This is a genomic window from Brevundimonas sp. (genome assembly GCF_029945885.1).
In the GTDB taxonomy this organism is placed as follows: domain Bacteria; phylum Pseudomonadota; class Alphaproteobacteria; order Caulobacterales; family Caulobacteraceae; genus Brevundimonas.
Genome location: NZ_JAQSDK010000002.1, coordinates 149,833 through 165,021, shown reverse-complemented (window position 1 = coordinate 165,021; position 15,189 = coordinate 149,833). Strand labels below are relative to the sequence as shown.

Here is a 15,189-nt window from a genome sequence, read left to right as displayed (position 1 = left end):
TTCCGGCAAGATACTATAGGGGAGTACCTATGGCCCACACCTCCACCAACAAGAAGCAGCTCGTCGCCCGCGTCCGCCGCATCGCCGGCCAGCTCGGGGCGATCGAGCGCGCGATCGAGGCGGAGGTCGGCTGTTCGCAAATCCTGCAGCAGGCCGCCGCCGCCCGCGGCGCCATGAGCGGATTGCTGGAAGAGCTGATCGAAGATCACCTTCGTCACCACGTCGCCGATCCCGGTCTGAGCGAGGCGGATCGCCAAAGCGGCGCTGACGAACTGAGCCTCCTCATCCGCCGCTATTCCAGATGAAGCTCGCGCCATGACCGCCACCGAGTCCGACTATCTGACCCACGACCACCATTTCCTCAGCCGGTCGCACGATGAGAGTGCGCGGCGGACGTTGTGGGTCGTCGGCCTGACCGCCGTCATGATGGTCGGGGAGATCATCGCCGGCATGGTCTATGGCTCGATGGCCCTGCTGGCCGACGGTTTCCACATGGCCACCCATGCCGGTGCCCTGGCCGTGGCGGCCGGGGCCTATGCCTATGCCAAGCGCCATTCGGCCAACCGGCGCTTCAGCTTCGGGACCGGCAAGGTGGGCGACCTCGCCGGCTTCGCCTCGGCCTTGGTGCTGGGCATCGTCGCGCTCGGGATCGCCGGAGAGTCCATCGCGCGCCTGTTCGATCCGCGCTCGGTCGCCTTCGGCCAAGCCACGCTCGTCGCCGTTCTCGGTCTGGGGGTCAACCTGGTCAGCGCCCTGCTGCTGGCCGGGGGCGGTCATCATCATCATCATCATGGCCATCACGACCACGGCCACCATGGTCATGACCATAACCAGGACGTCGATCAACATGATGATCATCACCCCGGGCACGGTGCCCATCGCGACAACAACCTGCGCTCAGCCTATTTCCACGTCCTGGCCGACGCCCTGACGTCGGTGCTGGCCATCGTCGCCCTGGTGGCGGGTCGCTATCTCGGCTGGGTCTGGCTGGATCCATTGATGGGCGTCGTCGGCGCCATCGTCATCGCGCGCTGGTCATGGTCGCTGATGCGCGACACCGCTGCGGTCCTGCTCGACACGACGGACAGCGCCCTCGAGGCCGAGGTGCGCGACTGCGTGGAGGGACCGGGCGATGCCCGGATCACCGACCTGCACGTCTGGCGGGTCGGACCAGAGGCTCACGCCGCTATCGTCAGCGTCACCGGAGCGGTTGACAGCGAAACCATACGGACCCGGTTGCGGCCGGTTCACCAACTCGGACATCTCACCGTGGAGTGCCGCTGACCCGGTTCGTCCGCCCGGCGAAACCCTCGCGAGTGACCGTCAGAACACCCGGATGCTCGTGTGGAACGATCCGCCCTTGCGTCGGGCGGTGCCAGACCGCTCGCGCCGGCCGCCTGCGCTGAAACCGGCCAGGCCCCGGAATACCCGCCGATGTTGACCTCGCCCGGCGCTCAGGCCAGTCCCGGTTCGAAGACGACGGTGGTCCTTCCATGATGCCCTTCGGGGCGGAGGTGGATCTGGTCGCGCACGGAATAGAGGTAACCGGTCCCCAGCAGCCAGGCGAGAGCGATCGCCCCCGTGATCATCCAGCCGGTGCGATCGCGAGGCCCCGCCAACACACCGCCGACGATGATGGTTCCAAGGACCAGACCGTAGCCGTAATGGAGCGGCATCCGGTACGCCCCCAACAGGCCGAACGCGATAGACAGGGCGATGCCGGCGGCCACCAGACCGGCGGCGACGGCCACCACGGCGTCACGCACGGGCTGCGGCTCCGCGGGCCGCCTCTGAGGACGAGCGCGCCGCCGCTTGCCATAGCGACCTTCACGCCAACGGAGCTCGCGGCTTCGGATAGCGGAACGCTTGCCTGCCACGGCGTCAGCCCTTTCCGGCCGTGACCGGACCATCCTCGTGGCGCGCGAGCATGACCTTCATGCGCACGATCTCGACATCCCGGCCCGCAATGATCTCTTCGGCGAGACTGCGAACCTCCGGCGCTTCGCCATGCTCAACGGCGATCCGCGCCATGGCGAGGGCCCCCTCCTGATTGGCGATCATGACGCGCAGGAAATCGATATCGGCGTCGCCCGTGTAGTCGACGCTCATGTCGCGATGCATTTGCGCGTTCGCCTCGCGAAAGGCGCGGGTCGACGAGCTGTCAGCGGGGGTCCCGCCATGGCTGGACCCGGTGTCGATCGGACGGGCATCCATGGGCGGGAGACTGTCGGTCCCGCCGGACGGCTGTCGCGAGAGCAGGCCGAAGGCGAAGGCGGAGAGCGCGAGAAAGAGGGCGATGACCGAAGCCCATCCGATCCGTTTCATGACGGTATCCTCAAATCTGCCGGTGCCCCCTGGCGAGCCACCGGTATTTCATTGGGGGTCCGGTCCCCTGCCGGGTCACGGTAGCCGAGCAGCCTCAGGGCGTTGATCACCACCAGCAGGGTCGAGCCTTCGTGCAGCGCCACGGCCGGACCGATGCCCAGTCCGAGGATGGTCGCCGGCACGAGGAAGGCGACGACGCCGAGGCTGACGTAGAGGTTCTGGCGAATAATGCTGCGGGTCCGTCGGCTCAGGCCGATGGTGAACGGCAGTTGGGACAGGTCGTCCGACATCAGGGCGACGTCCGCGGTCTCGAGCGCGACATCCGAACCGGCCGCGCCCATGGCGATACCGACCGTGGCCGTGGCCATCGCCGGCGCATCGTTCACCCCGTCGCCGACCATCGCGATCTTGCCGTCCGCGCGCAGGCGTTTGATGGCGTCGACCTTGTCCTCGGGCATCAGATCGCCCCAGGCCTCGGTCAGCCCGACCTGACCGGCGATGGCCTGGGCCGCCTTCTGGTGATCGCCCGAGATCATGATCATGCGCTGAACGCCCAGGGCCCGGAGCGCGGTGAGCGTCGTCCGCGCCGCGGCGCGGGGCGTATCGAGCAGGCCGATCACCCCGAGGTCGCGCGCGCCTCGCCGCACCACCATCAAGGTCCGCCCCTGCAGGCGCAACTGGGCGACGACGGCTGTCGCCTCGTCGCCGAGAGCCGCCACCCCGTCGGTCCCGAACATCTCCGGCTTTCCGATCCAGATCGTCTCCCCGCCCAGTTCGGCGGTCACGCCCCTTCCCGTGAGGCTCTTGAGGTCGGTCGCGGCCGCAAGGCCCGTGTCGCCCAACCGTTCGGCGCCGTCGCGCACAATAGCCTCCGCCAGCGGGTGGTCGCTGAGCCGCTCGACGGCGACGGCGGTCGCCAGGAGGTCGGCTTCCTTCGTTCCACGCACCGCCATGACCTCGGTGATGCGAGGCCGGCCCTCGGTCAGGGTGCCGGTCTTGTCGAACGCGATCGCATTGAGCGAGCCGAGGTTCTCCAGCGGTGCGCCGCCCTTGATCAGGACGCCGGCGCGCGCGGCGCGCGCCACACCGGACAGGACGGCGCTGGGGGTGGCGATGGCAAGCGCGCACGGGCTGGCCGCGACAAGCACCGCCATGGCCCGGTAGAAGCTGTCGCGGAACGGTTCGTCGACCACCACCCAGGCGAACAGCAGCACGAAGGCCAGCGCCAACACCAGCGGCACGAAGATGCGCTCGAACCGGTCCGTGAAGCGCTGCGTCGGCGACTTCTGCGTCTCGGCCTCACTCACCATCCGCACCACCTTGGCCAGGGTGGTGTCGCTCGATTTGCGGGTCGTCTCGATCTCGATGGCGCCGGCGCCGTTGATGGTGCCCGCGAAGACCAGGGACCCCGGTCCAACCTGGGCCGGCCGGGCGCGGGCGGCGGCCGCGTCCGCGACCGGCTGCTTGTCGACCGGCATGCTCTCGCCGGTGACCGGCGCCTGATTGATGCTCGTCGTTCCTTCCACGACGAAGCCGTCGGCCGGAAGCCGTTCGTTCGGACGAACCACCACGGTGTCGCCGACCCGCAGATCCTCGACCGGAAGTTCGACGACCTGTCCGTCACGCCGCACATGGGCGGTTCGGGGCGCCAGTTCAGCCAGGGCCTCGATCGCACGCCTGGCCCGCCCCATGGCGTAGTTTTCAAGGGCATGGCCGATGCTGAACAGGAACAATAGAAGGGCTCCCTCCGCCCACGCGCCGAGCGCCGCCGCGCCCGCCGCGGCGACGAGCATGAGGGTGTCGATCTCGAACCGCTTCTGCCGGAGGTTCTCGAACGCTTCACGGACGGTGAAGAGACCGCCGAAGCCGTAGGCGATGAGGTAGAGCGCGAGCGGGCCCCAGTCCGGAGCGCCCGCCGCCAGTTTTTCGAGGGCGAAGCCCAGGCTCAGGGCTCCGCCGGAAGCCAGGGCGAAAATCACCTCGGTGTTGGGACCCAGAACGCCCCCGTGGCCATGTTCGTGGCCGCCACCCGCCCCTTCGGCAGGGGCTTCGCTCTTCGGCCGCGCGATATCCTCAGACGTCATTCGACGGTCTCCTGACGGGCGTCTGCCGGCGTGGGTTCCTGCCAGCGCAGGACCTCCACGGCCTCAAGAGTGACGGGGCCGAGGTGTTCGAGATCGGACAGGGTTTCCAGAAACGCCCTGAGCCTGGATTCGCGGTCGAGCAGTTCGACGATCAGGGACTGGTCGTCGTCGAGCAGATGGCGGCGATGAAGGTGGGGCGTGTGGCCGAAACCCACGAGGGCTCGCAGGACCGTCGCGCCCGCCAGGCCGGCCGCCTGGGCGCGTTCGGTCACGATTTCGAAGACCTTGCGGTCGCCGAAATAGGCGGCCTCATCGGTGTAGAGTCGCATCAGTTTGATCGGGTCGGGCATGATCGCCTCCTTGGATGGGGGATCCCCGCCGCCGATACGACGGCGGGGATCGGGACTATTCCGCCGGGACCGGCTCGATGGCCGGCATGTCGGTGGGTTTGGCACGTCGCCCCTCGGTGAGGCCCAGAACCAGCCGGCTCATGGCCGGCAGGACCAGCAAGGTCAGCAGGGTCGCGGTGACCAGGCCGCCGATGACGACCATGGCCAGGGGTTTCTGCACCTCGGCACCCGTGCCGTGAGCCAGGGCCATGGGCACGAAGCCGATGGCGGGCACCAGACCGGTCATGATGACCGGTCGCACCCGTTCCATACAGCCCTCGATGATGGAGCGGGATAGCTCCATGCCGTCATCGAGCCGTTGCCGGATCGACGACATGACCACCAGGCCGTTCAACACCGCCACCCCGGCCAGGCAGATGAAGCCCACCGCCGCCGATACCGAGAAGGAGATGCCGGTAAGAGCCAGGGCGAAGACCCCACCGGCGAGACCCAGAGGCACGGTCAGGAAGACCGCCACCGCGCGCCCGAATGTGCCGACCGCGAGGAACAGCACTGCGAAGATGGCCAGGAAGCAGATCGGCACCACCAGCGACAGACGGTCGGAGGCCGCCTTGAGGTTCTGGAACTGGCCACCCCATTCGATCCAGGAGCCGGCCGGCAGAGCGACCGTCTCGACCCTGGGCATGGCTTCCCTGACGAACGATCCCACGTCCCGGCCGCGCACATTGGCCTGGACCACGACACGGCGCTTGCCGTTCTCACGGCTGATCTGGTTCAAACCCTCCGTAAAATTGAACGACGCGACCTGACGCAAGGGTACGGAGCTGCGGGTTCGACCTTCCTGTTCAGGCAGCATGACCGGGATCGCGCCGATCGCGTCGAGATCATTGCGACTGGCGCCGGGCACCCTGACCACCACATCGAAGCGGCGATCGCCTTCGAACAGCTGCCCGGCCTCGCGACCGCCCATGGCGGCGGCGACCGTATCGGCCACCTCCTCCACGGTCAGACCGAAGCGCGCGATAGCGGGTCGGTCGAAGGTCACGTCCAGCGACGGCGCGCCGTCGGTCTGTTCGACCTTGACGTCGGCCGCGCCCGGCGTGGCGTTCAACTGCGCCGCGATCTGGTTGGCGGTGGCGGTCAGCTTGTCGAGATCGTCGCCATAGATCTTGATGGCAACGTCCCCGCGCACGCCGGCGATCAGTTCGTTGAACCGCAGTTCGATCGGCTGGCTGAGCTCATAGCCTTGACCGACCTGGGCGTTGGCCGCGGCTTCCACCCGTTCGATCACGTCTTCCTTGTTGTCGACGCCCTCCGGCCATTGATCCTGGGGCTTAAGGATGATGAAGCCATCAGAGATGTTGGGCGGCATCGGATCGGTGGCGACCTCGGCAGTGCCGGACTTGGAGAACATGACCTCGACCTCGGGCAAGGCGGTTACAGCCCTCTCGACACCGAGCTGCATCCGGATGGACTGCTCAACCGCCGTCGACGGCACGCGCTGGGAAGCCATCGCCAGATTGCGTTCATCAAGCGTCGGGATGAACTCCTGGCCGAGCATGGTGAAGATCACCCCCGCCACGGCGAACAGGGCCAGACCGCCGCCGACAAACGGCCAGGGGCGGGCCACGGCCCGGTGCAACACGGGTTCGTATTTCGCCTTGATCCAGCGAATGACGAACACGTCCTTCTCAGAAACCTTGTTGCGCATCACCAGGGCGACCATGGCCGGAATGAAGGTGATGGACAGGATGAAGGCGGCGACCAGGGCGAGCATCAGGGTGATGGCCATGGGAGAGAAGGTCTTGCCCTCGACGCCCTGGAACGTCAGCAGCGGCGCGAAGACCAGCAGGATGATGGCCTGGCCGTAGACCGTGGGCTTGATCATCTCCTGGGTGGCGATGGTGGTTTCCTCGAGCCGTTCACGCAGGCTGAGCAAACGGCCTTCGTGATGCTGGCGTTCGGACAGTCGTCTCAGGCAGTTCTCGATGATGATGACGGAGCCGTCGACAATCAGGCCGAAATCGAGCGCGCCGAGGCTCATCAGGTTTCCCGACACCCCCAGGTAGTTCATGCCGATGGCGGTCATGAAGAACGAGATCGGGATGATCGCCACCGCGATCAGGGCGGCGCGGACATTACCGAGCAGCAGGAACAGGGCGATGGCGACCAGGATGGCGCCCTCGATCAGGTTGCGCTGAACGGTAGCGATCGTGGCGTTGACGAGCTTGGAGCGGTCCAGAACCGGGGTGACCTTGATCCCCGGCGGCAGGGATCGAACGGTCGCTTCCAGCTGTTCGCCGACCGAGCGCGCGACGGTACGGCTGTTCTCCCCGATCAACATCAGGGTGGTGCCGATGACGACCTCGTGGCCGTTCATGGTCGCTCCGCCGGTCCGCAGATCGCCGCCGAGACGCACCGTGGCGATATCGCGCACGGCGACGGGAACGCCGCCGCGCGTGGCGACGATGGCTTCCTCGATCTGGCTGAGGCTGCGGATGCGTGCGTCGGCGCGCACCAGATAGGCCTCTCCCCCGCGTTCGACGAAATTGGCGCCGACCGAAAGGTTGGCCGCTTCCAGCCCTTCCGCCAGCTCGCTGTAGGACACGCCGTACTGGGCCAGGCGCGTGGGGTCCGGTTCGACCACATACTGTTTCTCGAAGCCGCCGATGGTGTCGACGCCGGCGACGCCGTTCACCGTCCGCAGCTGCGGCGCGATGATCCAGTCCTGCACGGTCCTCAGATAGGCCGCGCGGGACACGTCGTCAGTCAGCCGGTCGCCCTCGGGCGTCAGGAACGACCCATCGGATTGCCAACCCGGCTGACCGTTGCGCACAGTCGCGCCGCGACCGCCCGGGTTCTCGTAGTCGATGGCGTACATAAAGACTTCGCCCAGGCCCGTGGTGACAGGCCCGATCTGGGGCTGGACTCCTGCCGGCAAGCTTTCCTGGGCCTGGACGAGGCGTTCGCTGACCTGCTGGCGCGCGAAATACAGGTCGACATTCTCGTCGAAGATCACGGTGACCTGAGAGAAGCCGTTGCGCGACAGGGATCGGGTCGATTGCAGGCCGGGAATGCCGGCCATGGCGGTCTCGACCGGGAAGGTGACGCGTTTCTCGATCTCGACGGGCGAGAGTGAGGCGTCGGAGGTGTTGATCTGCACCTGGTTGTTGGTGATGTCGGGCACGGCGTCGATCGGCAGTTGGGTCAGCTGCCAGGCGCCGTAGGTGGAGACGACCAGCACGAGGGCGATGATGATCCATCGCGCCCGTACCGACAGGGCCATGAGGTTGGCGATCATGATCTAGTGCTCCACTTCGCCGGCACCCAGCGCGGCCTTCAGCAGGAAGGCGTTGCGGGTCGCCACCGTCTGACCGGCCCGGAGGCCGGATGTGATCTGGGCCCGGCCGGCGCTGCGCTGGCCGACAACGACCGGCACGGCCGTAAAGCCGGAGGCGGACCGCACGAACACCACTTCCCGGCCCTCGACAGTCTGGATGGCTTCTTCCGGCACCGAGACGCCGTCGGGTGTCGCGGCGTCGCGCGTGTAGATCCGCACGGCGATCGCCTGGCCGGGGCGAAGGCCGCCGACCCCGGATACGTTGAGCAGGACGGTGGCGGCGCGGCTTTGCGCATCCACGCCCGGTGTGATCGATCGCACCGTGGCCTGGACCTCGCCTTCGGGCAGGCTGATGGACGCCCGGTCGCCCGGCGCAATCCGGTTCGCGTCATCGGCGGAGACCGAGGCCTGGATCTGGATCTCACTGGCGTTGGCCACCCGGAACAATTCCGTCCCGGCGCTCACGAAGGCACCCAGGGTCGCATTGGAGACAGTCACCCGGCCACTGATCGGGCTGACGACACCCGTACTGCGGCCGTCTCCGGAGACCCGCGCGGCGGTGGCGGCGGATGAAGTCCGACGCGCCTCCGCCTCGGCCTCTGCCAGCACGGTCTGGGCCGCTTCCAGATCCTGTCGGGCGGTGATCTGGGCGTCGAACAGACGCTGCTCGCGGGCCAGAGCCTGCCTGGCCGCGGTCAGCCGGGCCTGGGCCGTCGCCCGTTCGGCGGCGATCGCGGAAGCCTCACGACTCTCGATGAGCGCGACGGTCTGGCCCGCGCGGACGCTGTCGCCGAGGCGAAGCGAGACGCCGGTGATCACCCCGTCGGCGCGGGCCGCCAGAACGGCCTCACCCCTGGGCGTTCCCGCGACGGTGCCCTGGGCGACGATCTCGGCGCTGAGCGAACCGCTGCCGACGGGTGCCAGGACGATGCCGGCCGCCTCGATGCGGGCGGCGTCCATTTCCAGAGCCTCGCCGGCGCCGTGGGCTTCTTCAGCCCCGGTGGCGGCTTTTGGTGCGGCGTCCGCACTGCGGGTCATGCTCCAGCCGGCGTAACCGCCGCCCAGAACGACGACCGTCGCAGCCGCTCCCGCCAGGAGGCGTTGCGTGTTGGTCAATTTCTTCATCGGGCGGATCCTTCGGTTTCGGAGGCGCGGGTCAGGGCGGCGACGGCTTGCGCCCGCTCCATCTCGGCGGTGATCATGGCGGCCTGAACGGTGTTGAGCGCCTCTTCGGCGTCCAGCACGTCCAGCAGGGTGAAGCGGCCGGCCGAGAAGCCTTCTCGTGCGATGCGCACAGCCTCGATCGCCTCGGGTTCGGCCTGGTTTTCAAGGAAGGCGAGTTGCGCCTCGGCCGTGCGAAGCGCGGCCTGGGCGTCACGCGTCCGCCGGATGGCACCGGCGAGGGCAGCGTTGCGGCGGGCCTCGGCCCCGGTCCGTTCGGCGTTGGCCGCGGCGATATTGCCCTGGTTTCGGTCGAACAGACCAAGCGGCATCGAGGCGCCGAATACCAGGGCGGAATCGTCCGTGCCGCGGAACTGGCGGGCGCCGACGCTGACCGTTACATCCGGGCGCGACAGGGTGCGTTCGCGATCCACGACGGCGATCGAGGTGGCGACCTCCGCCTCGGCGAGCCGCACGTCGAGCGCGCGAGCCGGATCAATGACGGCGGCGGACACCGATGGCGTATCCGGGGCGATAGGCTCGGGCAGGTTCTCGCTGCCGCCCCAGAGCGCGGCGAGCGCCCGCTGGGCTTGCGCGTATTCGGCCTCGGCGGCCCGAACCCGGCCGACGGCTTCGAGAGCGGCCGTGCGCGCCCGCAAGGCCCGAAGCGGGGGCTCGCGGCCGGCGTCGACCAGTTCGGTGGCGACGGCCTGCAGGTTGTCGGCCCGCACGAACTGGTCACGGGCGAGTTCGACCCTTCGACTGTCGGCCCAGGCTTCGGCGTAGGCGTCCCGCACCTGTTGCTGCAGATCGGCGCGAGCGACCGCCAGGCGCAATCGGGCGGCGTCCACCTCGGCTTGGGCGGCGCGTTCGCGCGCCGGCCGCTTGCCGCCGAGTTCGAACCTCTGGCCGACACTCAGCGTGCTCTCGGCCTCGTTCAATCCGGAAAGCGCGCCGGTGCCGGAGAAATTCTCGACGGAAAGATCAAGCTCCGGATTCGGTCTGAAACCGGCCTGACGGGCTCGACCGAGGGCGACGGCAACGTCGGCTTCAGCGGCCGCCAGAGTGGGCGAAGAGGCCGCGGTGCGCGCCAGCGCATCGGCCAGGGTGACGGGTTCGGCAAGGGCTGACCCTGGAGCCAGTATGGCCAGGGTCGCCGCGAATGTGATCGCGGCTCCGCCGGCCGCGGTGCGCGGCAGACGGCAATTTTTGGATAGCATGGTCCTGTTTCCCGGATGGTTGACGTGGAAGGCGCGCGTGAGCGCGCGAACCCGTCAGCCTCTGGGAGGGCGGTCCGGTCCGGTGGGTTTGCGAGACGCGAGCCGATCAATCGACGGCAGCGCGGGGTCGCGACCGTTCGTCGTCAGGGTCAGGGCTTCCGGGGTCTGGCTGGTCGCCGAGGAACTGTGATGGCAGTGGCCATGCGCGCAGATCGCGCGCTGATCGGGCCGGTCATTGTCGTCCGAATCAGGATCGACCGAGGAGTCGGCGAGCCGCTCCGAGGCATGTGCGGTCGCCGCTTCGGGTGCGCAGGTGGCGGCCTCTGCGGCGGAGATCAGGACAAACAGGGCCAGGAACGACGCAAGCAGCGCCGTCATCCAACCGTGCCTGGCCGAGGACAATCCCATGGTGCTCCATAACACGGTGCGCCGCGACATCAATCTTCCAATCGTCGCACCGCCGCTCATGCCGCGACCGCCTGCGGACGATCCGCGCGACAGATGGAGAACGAACCGGTCAAGGTGTGGAGTGGCCCGCCGGGTTTGAGCATCTGCCGGCCCGCCGCCGAGTCCTGCCTCTTTTTTACCATGGAAAACCCATGAGGAGCCGCCCGGACACGACCGTGTCGGCGATCCCGTCGCCCAGGAGCGCGGCCACATCGCGTGCATAGCGCTCGACAAGACCGATACCCTCGCCCGCCACAGGATGGCACGGTCAGGGGCGAGACTGATGCGGCGCGCGCCGGGCACCCGCTGCGCCATGGTCACGGCGAGGGATCCGGTGCCGCATCCGGGATCGATGACCGTCCCGCCCGCCCCCGGGGCGACTTGATCGACAAGCCGCGACCGCCAGAACTGCATCCGTGTCAGCATGACGATGGCGCGAACGCAGAGACCGCTCATGGCGGCATGGCCGAGGGCGGGGGTGAAGGGCGCCGTCACGCCGCGGCCCTCAGCTCTGCGCGGGACTGTTTCAGGATCGACCAGGCCGACTGCAGAAAGACCACCGCCAGGATCGCGCCGGCGATGAGATCGGGCCAGCGGGAGGCGGTGAGCCAGACGGCCAGACCCGTCGCGGCAACCACCAGGCTCTGGGTCAGATCGTTGCGCGTGCAAAGCCAAACCGAGCGGACGTTGGCGTCGCCCTCGCGGTGGCGGACCAGCAGGAGTGCGGCCAGCGCGTTGGCGAAGAAGCCCAGGACGCCAAGGCCGGTGATGACAAACCCTTCGGGCGGCGCTCCGGAGGTGGCGCGCCAGATCGCGTAGCCGAGGATGAACAGCGCGAGGACTGCGAGGCTGGCACCTTTGATTAGGGCGGCACCGGACCGCACAGCGACCGAGCGACCGATCACGGCTAGGCTGATGCCGTAGGTGGCGGCGTCGGCCAGAAAGTCGAGGGCGTTGGCACCCAGGGACGCTGAGCCCTGCAAGGCCGCACCGCCGGCTATGGCAACGAAGGCGGTGCCGTTGATGGCGATCACCGCCATCAGGATGCGGCGGTAGACCGGGGTGGAGCCGTCGAACTTGACGGTCTCGCCGCAGCCGCAGCCCGAGGCTGCCAGTTCAGAAGATGAGGGTCGTTCATCCATGGAGCACCACCTGTTACCCCAAGGATGCATGCTCCAGTCGCTGGAGGATCAAGACAAAAATGCATCGCGGTCCCCTGGACGGCCGCCGTGGCGAAAACCGGCTTGATCCTCTAGTGGCTAGAGGGTGCACAAGAGGCCGGGACTTACAGGAGACCTCATGATCACAGTACTCCCGACACGGCGCGGCCCCGGTCGCCTGCAGGCGATGGCCTTCGGACTGGCGGCGCTGATCACGACCCTTGACCAGGCGGCCAAGGCGCTGGCCCGCGTCCGGCTCGATACCGCGATGGAACTCACACCCTTCCTATCGCTGCGTCTGGGGTTCAATCCAGGCGTCACGTTCGGCCTGTTCGCGGACTCAGGCGCGGCGGGACGCTGGACGCTCAGCGGCGTGACGGCACTGATCATCGGCGCGCTGCTGGTCTGGATCTGGCGGACGCGAACCGCCATGACGGCGGTGGCCGGGAGCCTTCTGGTCGGCGGGGCGGCGGGAAACCTGCTTGACCGTCTGCGCTTCGGCGCGGTGACTGACTATATCGACCTGCATTGGGGCGCCGCCCACTGGCCGACGTTCAATCTGGCGGATGCAGCCATTGTCTGCGGCGTGGGACTGCTTCTGCTACCGGTCAGAGGGGCGACCGTCCAGACCGCCCCTTCGACCATGGGGCGCGCCGCGCGATGACCCTACCCTCTCCCGCTGCGTCCGGACTGCGTCCGATCGGCAAGCTCGCCGCCGCCACAGGCGTCAAGGTCCCGACTATTCGCTTCTATGAGGAGATCGGACTGCTCCCCGCGCCGCCCCGGACCGCGACCGATCGGAGGATGTATGATGATGGGGCGGAACGCCGCCTGTCATTCATCAGGCATGCACGTCAGTTGGGATTCGATCTGAACGCGATCCGTTCCCTGATCGATCTGTCCGATCATCCGGATCGCCCGTGCGCCCAGGCGAACGTCATCGCCGAGCGACATCTCGCGGAGGTGAAACAGAAGATCGCGCAGCTCAAGGCCCTGCAGCGCGAGCTCTCCCGGATGACGGCGGAATGCGCCGGCGGCCAGATCTCCGCCTGCAAGGTGATCGAAGCCCTTCACGACCACGCGACGTCGCTTTGAGCGCGACAACCCCTCCGCCAACTGCTAATGCGAGCCATTCCTAACTGGTCATGCCTATGCAACCCCTGTTCCGTCTGCTCGCCCTGCTATTCGCGCTGGCGCTGACCACACCCGCGCTCGCTCAGCTCCCCACCGCCTCGGAGGCCCAGGTCGCCTGGCGGCTGCTCGACTACGTCTCGGTCGACTACGCCGGCGCGGTGGCGAACGGCCAGGTGACCAATCCGGCCGAATACGGCGAGATGGTCGAGTTTGGCAGCCAGATCCGGACGCGTCTTGACGCTTTGCCGCCCCATCCGGCCAAGGCCGGCCTGGTGCGCGACGCGGTCGCCCTGCAGGCGGCGATCCGCGACAAGGCCGACCCGCAGGTCGTGGGAGATCAGGCCAGAACCCTGGCCGGTGCCGTCTTGACAGCCTATCCGAGCCCGCTGGCACCCTCATTTCCGCCCGATCTGACGAAGGGCGCGACGCTCTATGCCGAACAGTGCGCAGCCTGTCATGGCGCGACCGGCCGCGCCGACGGCGCGGGCGCGGAAGGACTCGATCCGCCTCCGATCGCCTTCGCCGACGTGGAACGCGCCCGCCAACGCAGCGTGTTCGGTCTCTACCAGGTGATCGACCAGGGGCTCGATGGGACGGCGATGGCCAGCTTCGCCCATTTGCCGGCAGAGGATCGTTGGGCCCTGGCCTTCTATGTCAGCCGCTTCGCCTTCACTGACGCCGAAGCCGCCGAAGGCCAGCGCCTCTGGAAGGCCGACCCGGCGCTCCGCGTCGCCTACCCTGATCTGGCCGCCGTCGCCACGGCCACCCCGGCGGATCTGGCGAGCCGGATCGGCGAGACCAAGGCACGTGCGGTGACGGCCTATCTTCGCCGTCACCCCGAGGCGACGGCGCGTCCCGAGGGGGCGACCCTGACCCTAGCACGAACGCGCCTCGCGGAAAGCGAGGCGGCCTATCATCGCGGCGACCGCAAGGCCGCCACGGACCTGGCGCTGTCGGCCTATCTCGACGGCTTCGAACCGGTGGAGCCCGCGCTCGGTGCCCGTGACGGGGCGCTGCTGCGCCGGATCGAGACGGCCATGACCGCGTTGCGCGCCTCGATCAGCAAGGGCGCGCCCGCCGAAGAAGTCGCGGAGAGGGTCGCCCGTCTGAACGCCCTGTTTGACACGGCCGAGCGGGCGCTCGCGCCTCAGGAGGCGAACAATTTCGCCAGCTTCCTCGGCGCCTTGACCATTCTGCTGCGTGAGGGACTGGAAGCTCTGCTCATCGTGGTGGCGATGATCGCCTTCCTCAGGAAGGCCGATCGGCCCGAGGTGCTGCCCTACGTCCACGGCGGCTGGGTGGCCGCGCTGGTCGCCGGCGGCGCGACCTGGGCGGCCGCGACCTTCTTCATCTCCGTCAGCGGTGCCAGCCGGGAGCTCACCGAAGGGTTCGGCTCACTTCTGGCCGCTGTCGTGCTCGTCTCTGTTGGTATCTGGATGCACGGCAAGTCGCATGCCGACGCCTGGCAGACCTATATCCGCGACAAGCTGTCCAGGGCCCTCTCGAGGCGGTCGGCCTGGTTCCTGTTCCTGCTCGCCTTCGTCGTGGTCTACCGGGAGGTGTTCGAGACCATCCTGTTCTATGCGGCGATCTGGAGCCAGGGCGGCCATGTCGGCATGCTGGCCGGTGCCCTGACCGCCGTGGCGATCCTGGCGGTGATCGCCTGGGCGCTGCTGGCCTACAGCAAACGCCTGCCGATCGGCCGGTTCTTCTCGTGGAGCTCGATCCTCATGGCCGTCCTGTCGGTCGTTCTCATCGGCAAGGGAGTGGCGGCGCTGCAGGAGGCGGGCTGGCTCGATATCCACCCGCTCGCCTGGATCCCGCGGATCGAGATCCTCGGCCTCTATCCAACGGTCGAGGGCTTGGCCGTTCAGCTTCTGACCATCGCCGTCCTTGTGATCGGCTTCGCCCGGACGTCGTCACCCAGGACGGCTCGACCGCCCCACTGAAGGCGGCCCCTGGTTTACG

Annotated in this window: 14 protein-coding genes; 5 read left to right on the top strand and 9 right to left on the bottom strand. The window is 68.0% G+C overall.

Annotated elements, in window-relative coordinates; all coding sequences use genetic code 11:
* The first annotated feature begins 29 nt into the window (after positions 1–29).
* Positions 30–305 (top strand): metal/formaldehyde-sensitive transcriptional repressor, encoded by a 276-nt coding sequence (locus tag PSV00_RS01285; RefSeq protein ID WP_300443874.1) that lies wholly within the window; start codon positions 30–32, stop codon positions 303–305.
* A gap of 10 nt (positions 306–315) precedes the next feature.
* Entirely contained in the window at positions 316–1,284 is a 969-nt protein-coding gene (gene dmeF / locus PSV00_RS01280; RefSeq protein WP_300443872.1) for a CDF family Co(II)/Ni(II) efflux transporter DmeF, read from the top strand.
* A gap of 170 nt (positions 1,285–1,454) precedes the next feature.
* Here the strand turns inward: dmeF and PSV00_RS01275 are convergent, their stop codons facing one another.
* From PSV00_RS01275 to PSV00_RS01235, 9 genes are all read right to left on the bottom strand, one after another.
* Positions 1,455–1,766: a hypothetical protein gene (locus tag PSV00_RS01275; RefSeq protein WP_300443871.1), complete on the bottom strand. Its 312-nt coding sequence runs from the start codon at positions 1,764–1,766 to the stop codon at positions 1,455–1,457.
* A 115-nt stretch (positions 1,767–1,881) separates the two neighbouring features.
* Positions 1,882–2,325, bottom strand: a complete 444-nt coding sequence (locus PSV00_RS01270; protein WP_300443869.1) for a DUF305 domain-containing protein — start codon at positions 2,323–2,325, stop codon at positions 1,882–1,884.
* Positions 2,322–4,409 carry a heavy metal translocating P-type ATPase gene (locus tag PSV00_RS01265; RefSeq protein ID WP_300443866.1) on the bottom strand — a complete coding sequence of 696 codons (2,088 nt, stop codon included), beginning with the start codon at positions 4,407–4,409 and terminating at the stop codon, positions 2,322–2,324. The genes PSV00_RS01270 and PSV00_RS01265 overlap by 4 nt, the downstream gene beginning before the upstream one ends.
* Positions 4,406–4,759: a DUF190 domain-containing protein gene (locus PSV00_RS01260; RefSeq protein ID WP_300443864.1), complete on the bottom strand. Its 354-nt coding sequence runs from the start codon at positions 4,757–4,759 to the stop codon at positions 4,406–4,408. Before PSV00_RS01260 ends, PSV00_RS01265 begins: the two co-directional genes overlap by 4 nt.
* Positions 4,760–4,814: 55 nt before the next feature.
* Entirely contained in the window at positions 4,815–8,060 is a 3,246-nt protein-coding gene (locus PSV00_RS01255) for a CusA/CzcA family heavy metal efflux RND transporter (protein ID WP_300443861.1), read from the bottom strand.
* Positions 8,061–8,063: 3 nt separating this feature from the next.
* Positions 8,064–9,224, bottom strand: coding sequence for an efflux RND transporter periplasmic adaptor subunit (locus PSV00_RS01250; RefSeq protein ID WP_300443859.1), 1,161 nt, complete (start codon positions 9,222–9,224; stop codon positions 8,064–8,066).
* A complete protein-coding gene (locus PSV00_RS01245; RefSeq protein WP_300443857.1) occupies positions 9,221–10,480 on the bottom strand; it encodes a TolC family protein in 1,260 nt (419 codons plus the stop codon). The genes PSV00_RS01250 and PSV00_RS01245 overlap by 4 nt, the downstream gene beginning before the upstream one ends.
* A gap of 54 nt (positions 10,481–10,534) precedes the next feature.
* Positions 10,535–11,422, bottom strand: a complete 888-nt coding sequence (locus PSV00_RS01240; RefSeq protein ID WP_300443855.1) for a hypothetical protein — start codon at positions 11,420–11,422, stop codon at positions 10,535–10,537.
* A complete protein-coding gene (locus PSV00_RS01235) occupies positions 11,419–12,069 on the bottom strand; it encodes a cation transporter (protein ID WP_300443853.1) in 651 nt (216 codons plus the stop codon). Before PSV00_RS01235 ends, PSV00_RS01240 begins: the two co-directional genes overlap by 4 nt.
* A gap of 157 nt (positions 12,070–12,226) precedes the next feature.
* Here PSV00_RS01235 and lspA point away from each other — a divergent pair, with 157 nt between their 5' ends.
* From lspA to PSV00_RS01220, 3 genes are read left to right on the top strand one after another with little or no spacing between them, the layout of a single operon-like run.
* Positions 12,227–12,751 carry a signal peptidase II gene (gene lspA / locus PSV00_RS01230; RefSeq protein ID WP_300443851.1) on the top strand — a complete coding sequence of 175 codons (525 nt, stop codon included), beginning with the start codon at positions 12,227–12,229 and terminating at the stop codon, positions 12,749–12,751.
* Between the two features lie 26 nt (positions 12,752–12,777).
* Positions 12,778–13,182, top strand: coding sequence for a helix-turn-helix domain-containing protein (locus PSV00_RS01225; protein WP_366944629.1), 405 nt, complete (start codon positions 12,778–12,780; stop codon positions 13,180–13,182).
* A 56-nt stretch (positions 13,183–13,238) separates the two neighbouring features.
* Positions 13,239–15,170, top strand: coding sequence for an FTR1 family protein (locus tag PSV00_RS01220; protein WP_366944628.1), 1,932 nt, complete (start codon positions 13,239–13,241; stop codon positions 15,168–15,170).
* The last annotated feature ends 19 nt before the right edge of the window (positions 15,171–15,189 follow it).